A 17738-nucleotide genomic window follows, 5' to 3' on the forward strand; every position below is an offset into this window, starting at 1 on the left:
CAGTCCACCGGGGAGCACCTTGACGTTTGGTCGCTGACTGATACCTATGAGTCATAATCCTGCAACCGAAGATGGCACAGGATTACTGCATGTGCAATAGTCGACATCAGGGCGACGACACGAAGCACATGACTAGGAGGATCTGCTATGCCTGAGTCAAGCCCCACGGTCCGTCGGCGTCGGCTCGGCCTCATCCTTCGCGACCTGCGCCTTGCCGCCCAGCTGACCGGCGAGGAAGTCGGCCGGCGGGTCGAGCGCTCCGCGTCCTGGGTCAGCCGGGTAGAGCACGGCCGCGTCGGGCTACGCGGGCGAGACCTTTATGACCTACTGGACGCCCTGGAAGTGACCAGCGACGAGACCCGCGCCGAGCTGACACAGCTCGCCCGAGAGAGCAAGCAACGCGGCTGGTGGAATCGCTACGGCCAGACCATCACCGGCCCGTACGCGAGCTTCATCAGCTTTGAGCACGAGGCGTCGGGTCTACTGTGCTACGAGACCCTCGTCGTCAACGGCCTGCTTCAGACCGAGGCGTACGCCCGGGCCCTGAACGACCACGCCACCTCGATTCAGGCAAGCGAGGACGCTGAACGCCAAGTCCAGATCAAGTTAACCAGGCAGCAACGGCTGACCAGCGATAACCCGCCCGAATTGTGGGTCATCCTCGACGAGGCCGTGCTGCGGCGACCATTTGGTGGCCCAACAGTGATGCGAAGCCAGCTCCAGCATCTGGCCGACATTGCTCACGATCTGCCGCAGGTGTCGATCCAGGTGCTCCCGCACCGCCAAGCGGTCTTCCCGGGCATGATCGCCGCGTTCACCCTCATGGAGTTCCCCGCTCCGGACACCAGCATCGTATTCTCGGAAGGCTTGACGGGCGCGGTGCACGGAGAAGCGGAGGAGGCCCATCGCTGTACGATCATCTTCAACGAACTGCGCGCCGCCGCCCTCAGCAAGAGAGACTCGATCAAGATGCTTCGTGAGGCAGCGCAGGCGATGGATGAGCAGTAAGGAGGCAGGCTATGACGCCGCCGCTCGGCACGACTTGGCGCACCAGCACCCGCAGCGGCACGCAGGGTCAGTGCGTCGAGGCACGCTGCGTCGAGGGTCGAATCGAGGTCCGTGACACTAAGGACCCACACGGCCCCAGCCTAAGCTTTCCCCCTGCTAGTTGGGTCAGATTTGTCGGATCGCTCGGCATTCCAAGCTGAACTAGCTTGAATTTCTGCCGATTCTCTGACATCAAGCGAGCCCACCTCACCGACATTCTTGACTCGAATCCGCCCGGAGATTAACTTCGGCAACAGCGCATCCCTGAGGTCAGCAAGGACCCGGGCCTCGTGAGAGCTGGCCTCAAGCCGGCCGAGCAATTCCTTAAGGGTACGGGAAAGTCGTCGTTCCGACTCGCCAGCAGGCACAGAAATTACTAGAGATCTAATATCGCCGAGACTCAGGTAGTCAGCCATATCTGTCTGACTCTTCATCCCACGCGCCTGCCGCCAAAACTCGCGGCTGCGAAACCAGGCAAAGAGATAGTGGTTCGAGAAAGGAGCATCCGGCCTCGTACGAAAAAAGCACAACTGGGGACTATAGACAAATTCATGAGAATCCACGGGCATGATGACCACCCTGCCAACCGTCCCCTTTGTTGTTACAACAACATCCCCAGGCTGCGAGATTTTGTTACCCATCGCGCTGCGCCTGGAGTCGCCTACACGATCTCCGAGAATCGGGCTGAAGCGGCCATCTTGGATATCCGCTACTCGAAGAATCGGCAGCCCTGAGCTCGCCAACTCTGTACTCTTTGTACGGTACCCATCCCCGAATTCCAGCATCCCCCGCCGAGACAGCTCTCCCAAGGAAATCCCCGGCGCATCGCCCAAGCCGTCGAGCACGGCCTCAAATTCGGCGTCCACGAGCCGCAATATTGCATCAGAAATTCGATTACCTAAGGCAATCTTCTGATCCAACGCGCCCAATACGGCCGAAATCTCCCGCTGCTCCATGGGGTCAGGCAATACGACTGGAACATCTCGGATGTAATTTCGATTCAGCATCGGCTGAACGCTTCCAGAGTTATACCCGGAAAGATTCAATGATTTAAGCAGGTAGAAGGCGAAGCGTTCATCATTACCATGGAAATCGGTAACGTAGAGCGTAGTGTTCAGCGGCCAGAAGTCTTGTTCAACGAACGCTGGAACGCCAATATTCGCAGCCCGGCCGATAGTAACTCCCGGCCCCCTCACAATCGCAATGTCATGATAACCCGAAATTCCACCGCTACCCACGACCGGAACATTCCCTCGCGCCCTCCGATCTTTCGGAAGATCGTAACCACGCTTTAAGGATATGAATCTTTCCAGAGGCACGCGACGCCAACCCTCAGGCAATTCAGACATCAAGCCTCCCTATCTGAAGCCGGAGCCGCTCATCGGCTTTGATGTTTTCGTCAAGCAGAAACAGTAGCTCATCCACGAGTCGAGGGATTGCATCCTCAGCAGATTCTCCGCCCGCCCCCGTTTCAACCTCACCTACGAAGCGCGCAGGCGTCAGAACGAAGTCATGTTGTTTTATTTCGTCCAGGGTGGCTGAGTAGCAGAATCCGGGTTCGTCGGCGTACTTTTTTAGGCTTGTCTTGTCGGTGCCGCGCCAGCGGTGGTAGGTGTCGGCGATTCGAGTGATTTCCTCGTCGGTGAGTTCGCGCAGCGTCCGATTCGTCATGACGCCCAACTCCCGGGCGTCGATGAAGAGGATCTCGTCGCGTCGGTCGTTCAGGCGCTTGGCGCCCTGCGGAGTCTTGTCCTTGGTGAGGAACCAGAGGCAGGCCGGGATCTGGGTGTGCCGGAAGAGTTGCGGCGGCAGGGCCACCATGCACGCCACCAGATCGGCGGTGACCATGTTGCGGCGGATGTCGCCCTCGCCGGACTGTTTCGACGACATCGAGCCGTTCGCGAGCACCACACCTGCGCTGCCGCGCGGGGAGAGCTTGCTGGCGATGTGCTGAAGCCAGGCAAAGTTGGCGTTGCCGGCCGGCGGGACACCGAACTGCCAGCGAGCGTCCATGCCGAGACGGTCGCCGCCCCAGTCGGAGATATTGAACGGCGGGTTGGCCATGATGATGTCGGCAAGCCGATCCCGGTGCAGATCCTGGCGGAAGGTGTCCTCCCATTTCGGGCCGAGGTCGGCACCGATGCCGTGGATGGCCAGGTTCATCTTTGCCAGCCGCCAGGTAGTTTCGGCCATCTCCTGCCCGTACACCGAGATCTTGAACGGGTTTCCGCCGTGACTCTCGATGAACTTCTCGGCCTGCACGAACATGCCGCCCGACCCGCAGCACGGGTCGTAGACCCGGTCGCCCTGCTGCGGTTCCAGCACCTCGACCAGCAGGCGCACCACGCTCTTTGGGGTGAAGTATTCACCGCCCCGGCGGCCCTCGGCAGCCGCGAACATGCCAAGGAAGTATTCGTAAACCTCGCCGAGAATATCCCTAGCCCGGCGCGAGCCGCCGCCGCCGAACCCGATGCGGCCGATTAGATCGACCAACTCACCGAGCCGGCGTTCATCCACGCTCGACCGGTTGAAGAAGTGCGGCAGCACGCCCCGCAGCTCCGGGTTCTCACTCTCGATGGCGAGCATCGCCGCGTCGATCAACTCCCCGACCGTACGCCCGCCAGCCGCACTCTTGGCACCGGCTGAGATGGTCTCCCAGCGGGCCTCTGGCCGCACCCAGAAAACACCCTCGCCGGTGTACTCATCTCGATCCTCCAGGAGCCTCTCGGCACGCTCGCCGGTGATGCCCTCCTCCGCCAGTTCGGCGGCGATGGCCTCTCGGCGTTCGGTAAAGGCGTCCGAGACGTACTTGAGGAAGACCAGTCCGAGCACGATGTGCTTGTACTCTGCGGAGTCCATGCTCCCGCGCAGCTTGTCGGCGGCCTTCCACAGGGTGGCCTTGAAATCCGCCGGCTTGGCCGGGGTGGTGCGCTGTCGTACCACTGACTCCTAGTTTCCTTCCTCGCTGCCGCCGCCGTTGTCGACGGTGACCCTGAGTGCCCCCTCGGCCATACCCGCCACCAGGGCGGCCTGGACCCTGTCGATCGCGGCTAGGTGCTCGGCTGCGCGACGACGACGCGCCTCGATCGTCGCCAGGACCTCATCGAGCCGGACGACCTCCTCGGTTTCGAGGCGCGGCAGCTCCAATCTAGTAAGGTCCACTCGCCGGACGAGCGAGCCGGTAGCCCGATCGGCGTTGCGCGGCGCGGCCAGTAGCGCGGCCAACACCCGGGGTGTCATTCCGGGGTGCTCTCTCGGTCGCCCCTGGGCATCGGGCCGGCCCTGCTGGTAGTCGACGAAGCCGGGGATACGTATCACCTGGGCCGGACTTTGAACGATGCTGCCGCCTGCCTCGTCCACCATCGCTCTGATCTTGTCACCGGCCAGCACGACGATGTCGCCGGCATAAGTGACCTCCGCAGCGTCGCTGAGGTCGAGTGTGCCGATCGACCGGCTTCCCACCGGGACCGCCCCGGTCAACTCGGCGAGGCCGATAATCGGGAGACCTGTCGGATCATTCATCCGAATCCGGCTGTCGTCCACCTTGCGACCGGGCAGGAGCGTGAATAATTCCCCGACCGTGCGGTATCCGCGTGTCTGTGGTTCGACGGGGAGTTTCGCAAACGCTGGCTCGAACTGGAACACAGCGTGTTGCGCCTCGCGTAGCCGCGCCAGTTCGAAAGCTGCCGGTCGCAGGTCCGCCAGCCGGTCCGCCGGCACCAGAGACCTCTTCGGCTGCCCCCAGCAGGTGAACGCCTCCGAGGCCCCATCCGGGTTCCGGACCCACCCGGCGACCTCGGCGACCCAGCCGTTGACGCCCATGGCCGCGTACCGGTCGGCGTCGCAGAACAGTACGTCCGGTTGGTGCCGGCCCCCCGGCACATTTTCGTAGACGAGCAACGCGAACTCCACGCCAACACGGTACGAGTGGAGCCGGCGGGGAAGTTGGATCACCGCCCGCAATGCACCATCGGCTGCCAGCGGATGCGGCATGCCCGGACGGGTCGGCGTGCTGCGGAGCGCTGCCAGGGGCACAAGCAGGAACGCCTGCCCACCGGGGCGCAGGAAGCGCACGGCGGCCTCAGCCCACGGGGCGAGTTCCGCCGCGAGTGGGACGCCGTTGGTGCGCCGATCGAGCGGGTTGAACGGTGGGTCGACCACAACCACGTCGGCAACTGCCGACGACTCGTCGAGCAGGGCGTCGACGCGTCGCACCTCGGCGGGCAGGCCATGACAGATCAGCCGGCACCAAAGTAGGTCAACCTTTGCCTCATCAACGTCGGCTGCCTGGAACTTTGCCGGTGTCACCGCCTCCGCCACCCGCAGCAGCAGCGAGCCGAGCCCTGCTGCCGGATCAAGCAGGGTGAGTCCTGCCATCGGTCCCACCAATGCCGCGACTAGTTCAGAGACGACTTCGGGTGTGGCATCCTGTCGGTTGGCCGAGCCCAAACGGTCGGCCTGACTCAACAGGCGCTCGGCTGCACGTGCTCCGCCCGCTGAGAGAACAAGGGCGTCGACCGCGTCGAGTAGGCGCTCACTTCCGTCCGGCAGCTCCCGCAAGCTCCTGGCTAGGGCTTGCGCCTCAGCCGAACGCCCTGAATCCGCGACGTGCCGAATGCCTTCGGGTACACCGTCCAAAGTCAACGGCTCATTGGTCAGCACGCGCAGCGCGGCCAGTGCCAGCGCGACAGCCAACAGCCGGTCACCATGCAGCGTGTCCCTAAGGGCACCCAGCGACCGCAGCTCAAGGCCGCGTCGAAAGACATCGCCGTACGTCGCCAGCCGCCCACCATCGCCGCCCGCCAGCAGGGCCGGGGGCAACGGGCGCGCGTCCAGCCAGCGAGCGATCTCCGCCGAGTCGAAGAGTGCCGACTGGCCCTCCTCCCGTACCGCCTTGGGAAAGTCGGGATGACGGCGACGCCAGTTGCTGACCGTCGGACGGCGCACCTCGGCGAACTCCGCTATCTCCGTCATCGTGACGAGTTGCGCGACAGTCCCCTCCGCTTGGTCCGTCTGCATCATCGCCACTTCACGAACACCGTCCCCATCGGCCACGCTCACAGCTTCGGCCTCCGAGCGAGCTCCTCAGGGACCCGGTCGTTCGCCCTGACCGTCTTGGCTGCGAACGACGAGACGTAGCCCATGACCATAAAGATCTTGTCATTGTCCGCCGCGAGATGCCGATGGTGGATCGGCTCGTGGTGGGCCATCCGGTTGCGCAGCCGGTTGAGGTGGTGGAGGTCATTGTGCAGTGGCCCACGCGGGCCTCGATACTCGGGGAAGGCGTGCCGGAGGGCAGGTCGCCAGAGGGGCATCTCGTACTCTCGACCCAGCAGCGCGGCCCAGAAGCCGAAGCTCAGTTCGGCCAGCACGTCACCGGTCTGAAGGGTGGCCTGGCGGGATCCGCAAGCACGAAGGGCTCTGCGCAGACGGTCCGCCTCTGGCGGCATCAGCGGAAGAACTCCGGGGCGCCACCAATCCGCACGGCCCGTCAGGGTAGCGAGGGCGGCGGCCATGGAGTTCCGCAGGATGGGCTCCAGGAAGGGAAGGTGAGCCTGCAACGCCTTCGTGATGTCGATGTTCCAGTAGTAGAGGCGGATCGCCGACACCGGGTTGCCGGCACACCGCCGGAGGTAAGGTGCCATCCGCTCCGCGGAGAGCAGCCCAATCAGCCGACGCGCCTCATCCTCGTCCATCACGATCCCCTTCCGATCACCCCAGCGATGCGGTACTCTCGGTGCGTAGACCCCGGGTGTGGCCTCTGTTATCAAGCCCCCCGGGGTAAGCCTTTTTTGGCGCACGGTGGTATCGCGGCAACCGGGTCACGGCGGCGATTGCGACAGATCTTCCTTCCGCACGACAAGGGTGACAGACACCCCACGGCACACGCAAGGACCAAATCAGAACCACTCCTGATAAGGTCCCTTATCAGTTTCGCGGAGTCAAGCTCTTCTTCGTCATCCTCAACTGGCTATCAGACTGTCAGGAGGCGTCGTCGGCGCGGAGGGGGCGGACGTTGTGCGGGGTCTGCCGGCTCAGGGCGCCCAGCACGGCGGCGATCTTGTCGGCCGGCATCGGCTTGTAGAAGTGGTAGCCCTGGGCGGCGGTGCAACCCAGCTCGGCCAGGGCCGAGCGCTGGGCGGCGGTCTCCACGCCCTCGGCGACCACCCGTAGCCCCAGTTCGTGGGCCATCCCGACGGTGTGGCGCACGATCGCCGCCGCCTCGGGCGAGTCGGCCATCTGGAGGACGAACGAGCGGTCGACCTTCAGCTCGTCGACGGTGATCCGGGTGAGGAAGGCAAGCGAGGAGAAGCCGGTGCCGAAGTCGTCCACCGCCAGCTGTACGCCCATCGACCGCAGCGCGCCGAGCACCTGGTCGATGATCTCCAGCTCGCTCATCACCACCGTCTCGGTGATCTCCAGGACCAGCCGGTCGGCCGGCACCTGGTGCCGGCGCAGCGCGTCGGCGATCTCACCGGGCAGCCGATGGTCCAGCAGGCTGCGGGCGGAGAGGTTGACCGAGATCGGGATGTTCAGGCCCTCCCGGGCCCAGCCGGCGGCGACCGCCAGCGCCTTGTCCAGCACGTACCTGGTGAAGGTGCCCAGCTGGTCGCTGTTCTCCACCGGGCGGATGAAGTCGGCCGGCCCGAGCCAGCCCCGGCGCGGATGTCGCCACCGGATCAGTGCCTCCACGCCGGTCGGTGCCCCGGTGGCCAGGTCGACGGCGGGTTGCAGGACCAGCACCAGCTGATCGTCGGCCTGCAACGCCTCACGCAACTCGGCGAGCAGGGCCAGCTGGTCGGTGCTGGCCGCGTCCCGGGCGCTGTCGTACGCGGCCACGCTGCCGCCGCCCGCCTTGGCCTGGTACATGGCGATGTCCGCCCGGCGCAGCAGCTCGGTCAGGTCGGCGGTGCCGGCCGTGGCCACCACCACGCCGACGGAGACCTCGACGGACATCCGTACCCCGGCCACCTCGGCCGGTGCGGCCAGCCGATCCGCGATGTCCCGAGCCTGGCGCAGCGCGTACGCCATCGGAGCGGCGCGGTCCGCGACCACCGGGACCGAGGTCAGCAGCAGGGCGAACTCGTCACCGCCGAGCCGGGCCAGCAGGTCACCGGAGCGGGTGAGGCCGTCGAGCCGGTTGGCGGTCAGTCGCAGCAGCTGGTCGCCGGCCGCATGCCCGAGCGTGTCGTTGACCTCTTTGAACTGGTCGACGTCGAGCAGCAGCAGCGCGACGGGCTGGCCATGGGCCAGCCGCCGCAACGCCTGGTCACCCTGGCTGAGCATGGCCGCCCGGTTGGCCAGGCCGGTGAGCGGATCGTGCGCCGCCTCGTACGACGACCGCGCGGCGACCAACCGCAGTTCCCGGTTGGTCGCCGCGTCGTGCAGGGCGGCGGCGACGGCGTCGGCGAAGGCGGCGAAGACGTCCCGCTCCCGGCCACTGGGTGGCGCAGTGCCGGGATACCGGACCCGCAGCCGGCCTACCCGGGTCTCACCCACCGACAGGTCGCGGACCAGTTCCTCCGGGGCGGGCTCACCGCCGGCCGGCGGCTCGATCTCCCGATCGGTCACCTGGCCGCCCGGGTCACCGCGGTAACGCCGCCACCGCCCGTCGCCGCGGACCACCTCCACGTGCACGCTCTCCGGTTCGAAGAGCGCCAGTCCACCGGCGACGGCCGCGCTGGCCACGCCGCGCTCGTCCAGTTGGTTGAGCGCGGCCGTCGCCTCGGCGAACGACCGCCAGGTACGCCGGTCACGGTCGACATGCAGCCGTTGCCGGTAGGTCTGGTGCAGCAGCCACAGCGGGGCAGGCAGCAGGAGCAGCCACCGGGGGTCGATCTCGATAAGCGCGACCACCAGCACGCCGGTCAGCACGTTGCCGACGAACATCAGGAGCTTGCCGCGCAACGCGGCGAGCAGCGGGCGCCCGATCGGCATCCCGTGCCGCAGCGCCAGCGTGACCCCGCCCAGCCAGGCGCTGGCGAGCAGGTGGGCGACGGCACCGGCGGCGACCGCGAGCACGAGCGCCGGCGTCGGCGTGGCCAGCAACGGCTGGCCCAGGGCGGTGGTGACCGCGACCGCGAGGGCGACCGCGGCGGTCTGTGTGCCGGCGATCCGCACGATGTCCCAGGTCGTCCGACCGTCGTCCACCACCGACAGAGCCGTCCAGGCCAGCGCCACACCGATCAGCGCCGCCGCCGGCAGCCAACCGGGTGGTACCAGATAGAGGCAGACGACCAGCGCGGCCTCGACCCAGGTGACGCTGACCACCCCGGCCGCCGCCCGGAACCGCAGCCGGACCAGGTGCGACAGGGCGAACAGGGCGACCGCGATGCCGAACCGGGGCAGCTCGCCGAGCGGGTCGTCGGCCGGCAGTCGTACCGGCAGATTCAGCCCCACCACGGCGGCAACCAGCGCGGTGCCCGCGACCGCGGCCGTGAGCAGGTGGAGCCCGAGTCGGGTACCACGGCCAGCGGGCCGGTCGAGGGAAGGACCGGCCCTGCCGGAGGTCACCGACCCCCTCCCGCCGACCGGGAAGGCGACGGGTGGCGGGCGGACAGGACTGCGGTGGTCATCGGCGCCCCCTCCCGCGCACAGCTTGGGGACTTCTGGTCCCCCCGGCGGAAGGCTAAGCCAAACCCGATGGCCGCAACAGGGGTCGACCATCCGGTTCGGCGTGAATCATGCCCCGATCAGGCGTCGCGATGCTGCTGACGCCCGTTGGCGGCGTCTGCGGATGAATCCGCCGTGACGGTCCCATCTGTCGGATCACCGACCGTCTGGTCCGCCGCGTTCGATTCGCCGGCGGCCCCCTCGGTGGGGAAGCGGTCGGGCAGTCGGCGCAGCCGGGCGTTCATGTTGCGGATCAACAGCACGGTGACGGTGCCCAGGACCAGGATGAGGAAGAGGCCCATCGGGCCGGCCAGGCCACCCGTGCGGGTGTCCCCGAAATTGTTCTGGGCGAGCACCTGGGCAACGGTCAGCATGGGATTCCTCCGAACGGCGGCGTGTGACCAGGGTAGCCCGCCGCCGGATCAGCGGGCATGCGCCGTCTCCCGTACGCCGGCGAACAGGTCGGACTCGGGTAGCGGGCTGTCGACAAGCGACCGCACCAGCTGGAAATCCTCGGTCGGCCAGGCGCGCTGCTGCAACTCCATCGGCACCTGGAACCAGAAGCCGTCCGGGTCGACCTGGGTGGCGTGGGCGCGCAGCGCGTCGTCGCGGACCGGGAAGTAGTCGGCGCACTCGACCCGGGTGGTGATCCGGGGCCCCTTGTCCGGCCGGTCCTCCCAGCGGGTCAGCCACTCCGCGTACGGAGACTCCACGCCGGCGGCCAGGATCGCCTCGTGGAGCGCCAGGATCTTGCCCTTGGAGAAGCCGATGTCGTAGTAGAGCTTCAGCGGCTGCCACGGCTCACCCAGCTCCGGGTAGCGCTCCGCGTCGCCAGCGGCGTCGAAGGCCGCCACGCTGACCTTGTGGCACATGATGTGGTCCGGGTGCGGGTAGCCGCCCTCCTCGTCGTACGTGGTGACGACGTGTGGCCGGAACTGCCGCATCAGGCGCACCAGCGGGCCGGCGGCCACCTCGACGTCCTGGAGGGCGAAGCAGCCCTCCGGCAGCGGCGGCAGCGGGTCGCCCTCCGGCAGGCCGGAGTCGACGAAGCCGAGCCACGCCTGCTCGATGCCGAGGATCGCCCGGGCCGCGTCCATCTCGGCCCGGCGGATCTCGGCGATGTTGGCCCACACGTCGGGCCGGTCGAGCTTGGGGTTGAGCACGCTGCCGCGCTCACCACCGGTGCACGTCACGACCAGCACGTCCACCCCCTCGGCCACGTACTTCGCCGTGGTCGCGGCGCCCTTGCTCGACTCGTCGTCGGGATGCGCGTGGACGGCCATGAGTCGAAGTTGCTCTGCCAACGTCGGCGCTCCTCGTCTGCCCACCGGCGGGCCCACCCCGGGCCAACCGTTGACCTGCCGGATTACTCCCCCGTCGCGGTGCCGGCCCGCGCTGGCTGTCATATTTGACGGCAGCAGTTCTGCCACCGAGCCGGGCAGGAATGACGGATCTCCGCCATTCTTGCCGATGCGGCCGACAACAACGCCAGGGAGATACCCGCCGGTGACCGAGACGCACGCCACACTTCCGCCGGGCGCGCCGGTGTTCCCGCCCGGCCGGTACGGCCACCGCCGGGCACCCCGCCGCCGCCGGCCGGTGCTGACCGCGCTGCTGGTGGTCGCCACGCTCGCGGTGCTCACCGTGATCCCGGTCCGGCTCTACCGGCAGTACGGCGATCCCACGTACGACGCCAAGGTGATCACCTATTCGGACATCACGGACAACCAGGTCGTGGTCGACTTCCGGGTGCACCTGCCCGAGGGCGGCTCCGCGGTGTGCGTACTGCGGGCCCGGGACCACGCCGGTGCCGAACTGGCCCGTGAGGAGGTGCCGGTCTCCGCCGCCGAGGGGCAGAACCAGGTCACCGTCCGGCACCGCCTCGCCACCACCGCCCGGCCCTTCATCGGCGAGGTGGTCCGCTGCCGGCCGCCCGTCTGAGGCCCACACGCCGGGTGCGCCCGATCACCGCGCCGGGTGCGCCCGAGATCACCGCGTCGCCCGCCTGAGGCCGCGCGCCGGCCCCGGGTGGGCCGCTGTCCACCGGCGCACCGGACGTGATCGCCGACACTCCTTGTCGTAGGGCACTGGTAACTTGGAGGTTCACCTGTCAGCCAGCACGCACAACTGAGGAGGACCGCCTGTGTCCAATGGCAACGAGGCGCCCGCCACCTGGCTGTCCCAGGACGCGTACGACCGCCTGAAGGCCGAGCTCGACGAGTTGATCGCCAACCGGCCGATCATCGCCGCCGAGATCAATGCTCGGCGCGAGGAAGGCGACCTCCGCGAGAACGGCGGCTACCACGCCGCGCGCGAGGAGCAGGGCAAGGCCGAGGGGCGCATCCTCTACCTCAAGGAGCTGCTCCGCACCGCCCAGGTCGGCGAGGCGCCGACCGTCGACGCCGTGGCGCCCGGGATGGTCGTGACGATCTACTTCGACGACGATGCCGACGACACAGAGACGTTCCTGCTCGGCTCCCGTGAGATCGCCTCGACCACCGACCTCACGGTCTACAGCCCGGAGTCGGCGCTCGGCCAGGCGATCCTGGGCGGCAAGGCCGGGCAGACCTGCACCTACACCGCGCCCAGCGGCGCGGACATCAAGGTGACGGTGGTCAGCTTCGAGCCGTTCTCCGGCTGACGCACCGGCCCGGCCGGTCGGCCGGCTGACCCACCGGTCCGGCCGATGGCCTAATACGCGACACGCAGAGGCGTGACACCCGCGCGGGTGTCACGCCTCTGCCGCGATGGTCACCTGGTAGCCGCTGGCCCGCAGCGCGCCGATAAGCGTCTCCGAGTGCTCGACCCCCCGGGTCTCCACCGAAAGCGCCACCTCCACCTCGCCGAGGCGCAGGTGCGGATGGGCCCGCTGGTGCTCCACGTCGACCACGTTGGCGCGCTGTTCGGCGATCTCGCGCAACAGCGAGGCGAGCTGCCCCGGTTGGTCGGAGCAACGGACGGTGACCCGCAGGTAGCGACCGGCCGCCGCCAGACCGTGTTCGATCACCCGGAGCATCAGCAGCGGGTCGATGTTGCCGCCGCTCAACACGGCCACCACCGGTGTCGTCACGTCGACCGCGCCAGCCAGCAACGCCGCCACGCCCACCGCGCCGGCCGGCTCCACCACCTGCTTGCCGCGTTCCAGCAGCATGAGCAGCGCCCGCGAGATGTCCTCCTCGGTGACGGTGACGATCTCGTCGACGAGCTTGCGGACGTGGGCGAAGGTGATCTCACCCGGCCGGCCGACCGCGATTCCGTCGGCAATGGTGGCGAGGGCGTCCAGGCGTACCGGCTCACCGGCGCGCAGCGAGGGCGGGAAGGCCGCCGCGTCCGCCGCCTGTACGCCGATCACCCGGACGTCCGGGCGCAGCGCCTTGGCCGCCACCGCCATCCCGGAGATCAGCCCGCCGCCGCCGACCCCGGTGACGATCGTCTTCACCTCGGGGCACTGCTCCAGGATCTCCAACGCCACCGTGCCCTGCCCGGCGATCACGTCGGGATGGTCGAACGGATGGATCAGCACGGCGCCGGTGCGTTCGGCGAACGCCTGCGCCGCGACGAGTGCCTCGTCCACCGTCGCCCCGACCAGCTCGATCTGGGCGCCGTACCGCTTGGTGGCCGCCACCTTCGGCAGCGTGGCGTTCACCGGCATGAAGACGGTGGCCCGGGTACCGACCAGCCCGGCGGCGAGGGCCACCCCCTGGGCGTGGTTGCCGGCGCTCGCCGCGACCACTCCCCTGGCCCGCTCCCGCTCCGACAGCCGCGAGATCCGCACGTAGGCACCGCGCACCTTGTACGAGCCCGCCCGCTGAAGGTTCTCGCACTTGAGCCATGCCGGTCCGCCGAGCGCGTCGGTGAGCGGGCGGGAGGGTTCCAGCGGGGTGGTGCGGGTGACACCGGCGAGCAGCGCCCGCGCGGCCCGCACCTCGTCGAGGCTGACCAGTTCCGTCATGCCCCGATCGTGCCACCCGCCCCGCCGAGGCCTGCCGGCGGAGCTGTGGAGATCACGTGCCGGCGGGCGCTCCGGTGCCGACCCTCGGGTAACCGGGGGCGTGCCTCGGCCACGGGGCCGCCATCTCGAACTGGCCGGCGACGCCGAGCAGCAGCAGCTCCGAGCCGGGCGGGCCGACCAGCTGCACGGCCAACGGCAACCCGTCCGGGCGGCGGCCCACCGGGACCACCAGGGCGGGCAGGCCGGCGATGTTCCAGGGCGCCGCGTACGGGGCGTACCGGATGTTGGCCAGCATGTTCGCCCGCCAGGAGCGGGCCGACCAGCTGGTGGCCGGCGGGGGCGTGGCGGCCAGCGCCGGGGTGAGCAGCAGGTCCACCGAGTGGTCGGCGAAGAACCCGATCGACCGCTCCCGCCAGGCGAGCCGGTCGGCCTCCCGGACGTACCCGCGGCGCGCCGCCCACTCGCCGAACCTGACGTGCCGACGAGTGCGGGGTTGCAGGGTGCGCCGGTCGATCCCGGCGGCCTGGACGTCCGCCGCGGCGGCGGCGAACCAGGTGGCGACGCCCTTCAGTCCCAGGGCGGTCGGGTAGACCGGGTCGGCCGGCACCGTGTCGTGCCCGGCCCCGGCCAGCAACCGGCCGGCGGCGGCGACCGCGTCCCGGTTCGGCGCGTCCGGCGCGACGCCGCGTACCGGGGACCGCAGCGACACCCCGACCCGCAGCCGCTGCGGCGGCACGAGCTTCTCCTGGGCTCGGCCGGCGAGCACCCGGAAACCGACCGCCGCGTCGGCGACCGTGGTGCTGAGGATGCCGTGCTCGGTCAGCCCGAACCAGTCCTCGGCACCGAGCTGGCAGGGCACCACGCCCCGGCCGGGCTTCAGGCCGATCAGGCCGCAGCAGGCCGCCGGGATGCGGATCGAGCCGAGCCCGTCGTTGCCGTGTGCGATCGGCACCAGCCCGGCCGCCACCGCCGCCGCCGCGCCGCCGGACGAGCCACCGGGGGTCCGGCCCAGGTCCCACGGGTTGCGGGTGACCGCGGTGTCGTCGTCGGTGACCGCCCAGAGCCCCAGCTCGGGCATCCGGGTGACCCCGAGGATCACCGCACCGGCGCCGCGCAGCCGGCGGACCACCTCGTGGTCGGCCTCCGCCACCGGGGTACGCACCGCGGCCGAGCCGTTCCAGGTGGGCATGCCGGCGACCGGGGTGTTCTCCTTGACCGCGACCGGCACCCCGGCCAGCGGCAGGTTGGCCAGGTCCTCCTGCTCGTCCACCTTCTCCGCCTCGGTCACCGCCTCCCCACCGCGTACCGCGCGGAACGCGGCGAGGCCGGCGTCGGCCTTGGCGAGGTGGTCGAGGTGGTCGGCCAGGACCTGGGTGGCCGAGACATCTCCCCGGCGAACGCCCCGGGCGATCTGTTTGGCGGTCGCCCCCACCCAGGTCGGCATGATGTCCTGCACGGCCACCCTCCCCAGCCAGCGGTCAGCCCAGTGCCTGCTCCAGATCGGCGAGCAGGTCTTCGACCGTCTCGATGCCGACAGACAGTCGCACGAGATCGCCGGGAACTTCAAGCGGCGAGCCGGCAGCGCTCGCGTGTGTCATCCGGCCCGGGTGTTCGATCAGGGATTCCACCCCGCCGAGCGACTCGGCGAGCACGAAAAGCTTGGCCCGGTTGCAGATCTCGACGGCGTGCTCCTCGCCACCGGCGGCCCGGAACGAGATCATTCCGCCGAATCTGCGCATCTGCTTGGCCGCCACCTCGTGCCCGGGATGCGCGGCGAGCCCCGGGTAGAGCACCTCACTGACCTTCGCGTGCCCGTCGAGGTAGGTGGCGATCCGCTCGGCGTTGTCGCAGTGCCGGTCCATCCGTACACCGAGGGTCTTGATGCCGCGCAGGGTCAGCCAGGCGTCGAACGGGCCGTTTACCGCGCCCATCGCGTTCTGGTGGTAGCGCAGTTCCTCGCCGAGCGCGGCGTCCGCCGCCACCAGCGCGCCGCCGACCACGTCCGAGTGCCCGCCGAGGTACTTCGTGGTGGAGTGCACCACCACGTCCGCGCCGAGGGCGATCGGCTGTTGCAGGTACGGCGAAGCAAAGGTGTTGTCGACCACCAGCAGCGCACCGGCGTCGTGCGCGACGGCGGCGAGGGTGGCGATGTCGGCGATGCCGAGCAGCGGGTTGGTGGGCGTCTCCAGCCAGACGACCTTCGTGGTGCCGGGGCGGATCGCGGCCCGCACGGCGTCCGGGTCGGAGATCCTCGCCGGGGTGTACGCCAGCCCCCACCGCTGCGCCACCTTGGCGAAGAGCCGGTACGTGCCGCCGTACGCGTCGTCGGGGATGACCACGTGGTCACCCGGTGCGCAGACGGTACGCAGCAGCGCGTCCTCGGCGGCCAGCCCGCTGGCGAAGGCGAGCCCGACCGGCCCGCCCTCCAGCGCGGCCAGGCACTCCTGGAGCGCGTCCCGGGTCGGGTTGCCGGAACGGCTGTACTCGTAGCCCAGCCGGGGCGAGCCGACGGCATCCTGGGCGTACGTGCTGGTCTGGTAGATCGGTGGGATCACCGCGCCGGTGCGGGCCTCCGGGTCCTGACCGGCATGGATCGCGAGCGTGTCGAAGCCGTGGTTCATGCCGCAGACGTTAGTCCTTCCCACCCTCCCACCGGCTGGAACCCTGCCAGGCTCGCCTCCGACGTCTTGTCAGCCCGCTGCGCCATACTGGTCGGGTGACCCCGACTCAGACGCTGCCATCCCGGATGATCGGAGTAGCCAACCGCATCCCGGCCTCACTCGATCTGCTGGCCGGCCCTGATCAGGGTCGGGTCGCCCTACCGGTTCGACTGGCCTGGTCCGGTCTGACCGAGTACGACATAGATGACCCTCGGGAACGACTGACGCTGTACTGCCTGCTTTTGGACTGCGGGCAGCACGATGACATCGTGCGCTACGTCAACGCTCGGTTGTTGCAGCATGACTGGCCGCGGATCCGCAGGCTGACCGCGCGCCGGATGATTGCGCTGTGGGAGCGTCGGATGACCGAGCTAGCCGTTGCCTGATGCAACCGCTGCATCGGCAACTCCTTGAAATTGGCTTCAGCGCAGGAGACGACCTTGGTCTCGTGCTGGCTGGTGGATATGCCATGGCTGCACACGAACTGGTCGAACGCCCATCGCAGGACATCGACTTCGCCACCGCCACCGCTCTGCCCTTAGCGGCCGTGGTCGATCGTCTTGCTGCCACCTACCGTGCCGCCGGCTACCAGACCAACACCATCGAAGTCACATCCCGGATGGCCCGGATGGTGGTGTCAAACACGGCCGTGTCGTGCGAGGTAGATCTACTCAAGGAAGGGCTCGGGCCGCCGGCCATGTTGGCCATCGGTCCGGTTCTGTCCTTCGAAGATGCGGTCGGCCTGAAGATGCGCGCACTGCACGAACGTGCAGCACATCGCGACTACATCGACATTCATGCCGCGAATGACCGCTTGAGCTGGCATGAGATCGAGAATCTGGGCGCGCGACACACGGCCGGATTCTCTTTGGAGGAGCTGGCCGACCGACTCGGCTCGATCAACGAGCGCGATCCTCGCACCTTCATGTCTTATGGGCTCGACGAGGGCGACGTTGCGGCGATCTGCAAGTGGGCGCTCGACTGGGAAGCGGACATCCGGTCACGCCTGGCGAACGGAGAGACTGGTCCGGTCCCGGTGGCGAACGACGATTGGGACGCGTACCTCGACCAGCCCTGAACGACGCGCGGATCCGCGAGCGAGGCGTCGTGACTGGGCTGGTGGCGGGTGCGTTGACGCGGCTGCCATCACGCCCTCCCCCGCGCTCCGGTGTCCGTCTCGATCTACCTGGCCTCGCATCTGGTGTCCGCGACGCAGGACATGGGCTGGGCTCCCGCTGGCGCTCGGCACCGCAGGTTCCTCGGCTGGCTGCCGTGAACGTGCTCCGCGCCGGCGACCTGCTGCGGGTGGGTCGGGAGGCCAGCGTGCAGTTCAGCAAGCCGATCCTGTTCCGCGTCATCCGCGTACTCGACCGGCCCACCTACCACGGGTGGATCTGGTTGGAGGCTCACCAGGTCAACGACAAGGGCGCCGCCGTGGATCGGCGGTCCATCTTTGTGATGAAGGC

General features: G+C 68.5%; 16 protein-coding genes. 6 read left to right on the forward strand and 10 right to left on the reverse strand.

Features of this window, described 5'->3' with window-relative positions:
* Positions 1-147 precede the first annotated feature (147 nt).
* Complete coding sequence (locus AC507J_RS30410; RefSeq protein ID WP_496293660.1) at positions 148-1008, forward strand: helix-turn-helix domain-containing protein; 861 nt, start codon at positions 148-150, stop codon at positions 1006-1008.
* Between the two features lie 11 nt (positions 1009-1019).
* Positions 1020-1208: a DUF397 domain-containing protein gene (locus AC507J_RS30415; protein ID WP_496293662.1), complete on the forward strand. Its 189-nt coding sequence runs from the start codon at positions 1020-1022 to the stop codon at positions 1206-1208.
* On the opposite strand, the gene AC507J_RS30420 is transcribed toward AC507J_RS30415, so the two are convergent.
* From AC507J_RS30420 to mca, 7 genes are all read right to left on the reverse strand, one after another.
* Complete coding sequence (locus tag AC507J_RS30420) at positions 1149-2396, reverse strand: restriction endonuclease subunit S (RefSeq protein ID WP_496293664.1); 1248 nt, start codon at positions 2394-2396, stop codon at positions 1149-1151. The two genes, AC507J_RS30415 and AC507J_RS30420, sit on opposite strands and share 60 nt — an antisense overlap.
* Positions 2389-3990, reverse strand: coding sequence for a class I SAM-dependent DNA methyltransferase (locus tag AC507J_RS30425; RefSeq protein WP_496293666.1), 1602 nt, complete (start codon positions 3988-3990; stop codon positions 2389-2391). Before AC507J_RS30425 ends, AC507J_RS30420 begins: the two co-directional genes overlap by 8 nt.
* Positions 3991-3996: 6 nt before the next feature.
* Positions 3997-6102, reverse strand: a complete 2106-nt coding sequence (locus tag AC507J_RS30430) for an N-6 DNA methylase (protein ID WP_496293668.1) — start codon at positions 6100-6102, stop codon at positions 3997-3999.
* Between the two features lie 2 nt (positions 6103-6104).
* Positions 6105-6743: a hypothetical protein gene (locus AC507J_RS30435; protein WP_496293670.1), complete on the reverse strand. Its 639-nt coding sequence runs from the start codon at positions 6741-6743 to the stop codon at positions 6105-6107.
* Positions 6744-7029: 286 nt separating this feature from the next.
* Positions 7030-9492, reverse strand: coding sequence for a putative bifunctional diguanylate cyclase/phosphodiesterase (locus AC507J_RS30440; protein WP_496293705.1), 2463 nt, complete (start codon positions 9490-9492; stop codon positions 7030-7032).
* Between the two features lie 248 nt (positions 9493-9740).
* Positions 9741-10034: a hypothetical protein gene (locus tag AC507J_RS30445; protein WP_496293672.1), complete on the reverse strand. Its 294-nt coding sequence runs from the start codon at positions 10032-10034 to the stop codon at positions 9741-9743.
* Between the two features lie 48 nt (positions 10035-10082).
* Positions 10083-10964 carry a mycothiol conjugate amidase Mca gene (mca, locus tag AC507J_RS30450; RefSeq protein ID WP_496293674.1) on the reverse strand — a complete coding sequence of 294 codons (882 nt, stop codon included), beginning with the start codon at positions 10962-10964 and terminating at the stop codon, positions 10083-10085.
* 202 nt (positions 10965-11166) lie between these two features.
* Between mca and AC507J_RS30455 the strand changes: the two genes are divergently transcribed.
* Entirely contained in the window at positions 11167-11601 is a 435-nt protein-coding gene (locus AC507J_RS30455) for a DUF4307 domain-containing protein (RefSeq protein ID WP_496293676.1), read from the forward strand.
* A 202-nt stretch (positions 11602-11803) separates the two neighbouring features.
* Positions 11804-12301, forward strand: a complete 498-nt coding sequence (gene greA / locus AC507J_RS30460; RefSeq protein WP_341719084.1) for a transcription elongation factor GreA — start codon at positions 11804-11806, stop codon at positions 12299-12301.
* Positions 12302-12391: 90 nt separating this feature from the next.
* On the opposite strand, the gene ilvA is transcribed toward greA, so the two are convergent.
* Genes ilvA through AC507J_RS30475 form a run of 3 tightly spaced genes read right to left on the reverse strand, consistent with a single transcriptional unit; the run spans position 12392 to position 16233 of the window.
* Positions 12392-13612 (reverse strand): threonine ammonia-lyase, encoded by a 1221-nt coding sequence (gene ilvA / locus AC507J_RS30465; RefSeq protein ID WP_496293678.1) that lies wholly within the window; start codon positions 13610-13612, stop codon positions 12392-12394.
* Positions 13613-13664: 52 nt separating this feature from the next.
* Entirely contained in the window at positions 13665-15074 is a 1410-nt protein-coding gene (locus AC507J_RS30470) for an amidase (RefSeq protein WP_496293680.1), read from the reverse strand.
* A gap of 16 nt (positions 15075-15090) precedes the next feature.
* Positions 15091-16233 carry a cystathionine gamma-synthase gene (locus AC507J_RS30475; protein ID WP_496293682.1) on the reverse strand — a complete coding sequence of 381 codons (1143 nt, stop codon included), beginning with the start codon at positions 16231-16233 and terminating at the stop codon, positions 15091-15093.
* Positions 16234-16328: 95 nt separating this feature from the next.
* On the opposite strand from AC507J_RS30475, the gene AC507J_RS30480 reads away from it, so the two are divergent.
* Positions 16329-16658, forward strand: coding sequence for a hypothetical protein (locus tag AC507J_RS30480; protein ID WP_496293684.1), 330 nt, complete (start codon positions 16329-16331; stop codon positions 16656-16658).
* The gene (locus AC507J_RS30485; protein ID WP_496293686.1) at positions 16658-17350 is read left to right on the forward strand and encodes a nucleotidyl transferase AbiEii/AbiGii toxin family protein; all 693 of its coding nucleotides are present in this window, start codon (positions 16658-16660) and stop codon (positions 17348-17350) included. Before AC507J_RS30480 ends, AC507J_RS30485 begins: the two co-directional genes overlap by 1 nt.
* Positions 17351-17738: the final 388 nt, after the last annotated feature.

The organism is Micromonospora sp. PRAS1 (assembly GCF_059553435.1).

Bases quoted from the DNA above. Each gene is read 5' to 3' on its own strand.
- AC507J_RS30410 (WP_496293660.1), top strand. From the start codon at position 148: ATGCCTGAGTCAAGCCCCACGGTCCGTCGGCGTCGGCTCGGCCTCATC.
- AC507J_RS30415 (WP_496293662.1), top strand. From the start codon at position 1,020: ATGACGCCGCCGCTCGGCACGACTTGGCGCACCAGCACCCGCAGCGGC.
- AC507J_RS30420 (WP_496293664.1), bottom strand. From the start codon at position 2,396: ATGTCTGAATTGCCTGAGGGTTGGCGTCGCGTGCCTCTGGAAAGATTC.
- AC507J_RS30435 (WP_496293670.1), bottom strand. From the start codon at position 6,743: ATGGACGAGGATGAGGCGCGTCGGCTGATTGGGCTGCTCTCCGCGGAG.
- AC507J_RS30445 (WP_496293672.1), bottom strand. From the start codon at position 10,034: ATGCTGACCGTTGCCCAGGTGCTCGCCCAGAACAATTTCGGGGACACC.
- ilvA (WP_496293678.1), bottom strand. From the start codon at position 13,612: ATGACGGAACTGGTCAGCCTCGACGAGGTGCGGGCCGCGCGGGCGCTG.
- AC507J_RS30475 (WP_496293682.1), bottom strand. From the start codon at position 16,233: ATGAACCACGGCTTCGACACGCTCGCGATCCATGCCGGTCAGGACCCG.
- AC507J_RS30485 (WP_496293686.1), top strand. From the start codon at position 16,658: ATGCAACCGCTGCATCGGCAACTCCTTGAAATTGGCTTCAGCGCAGGA.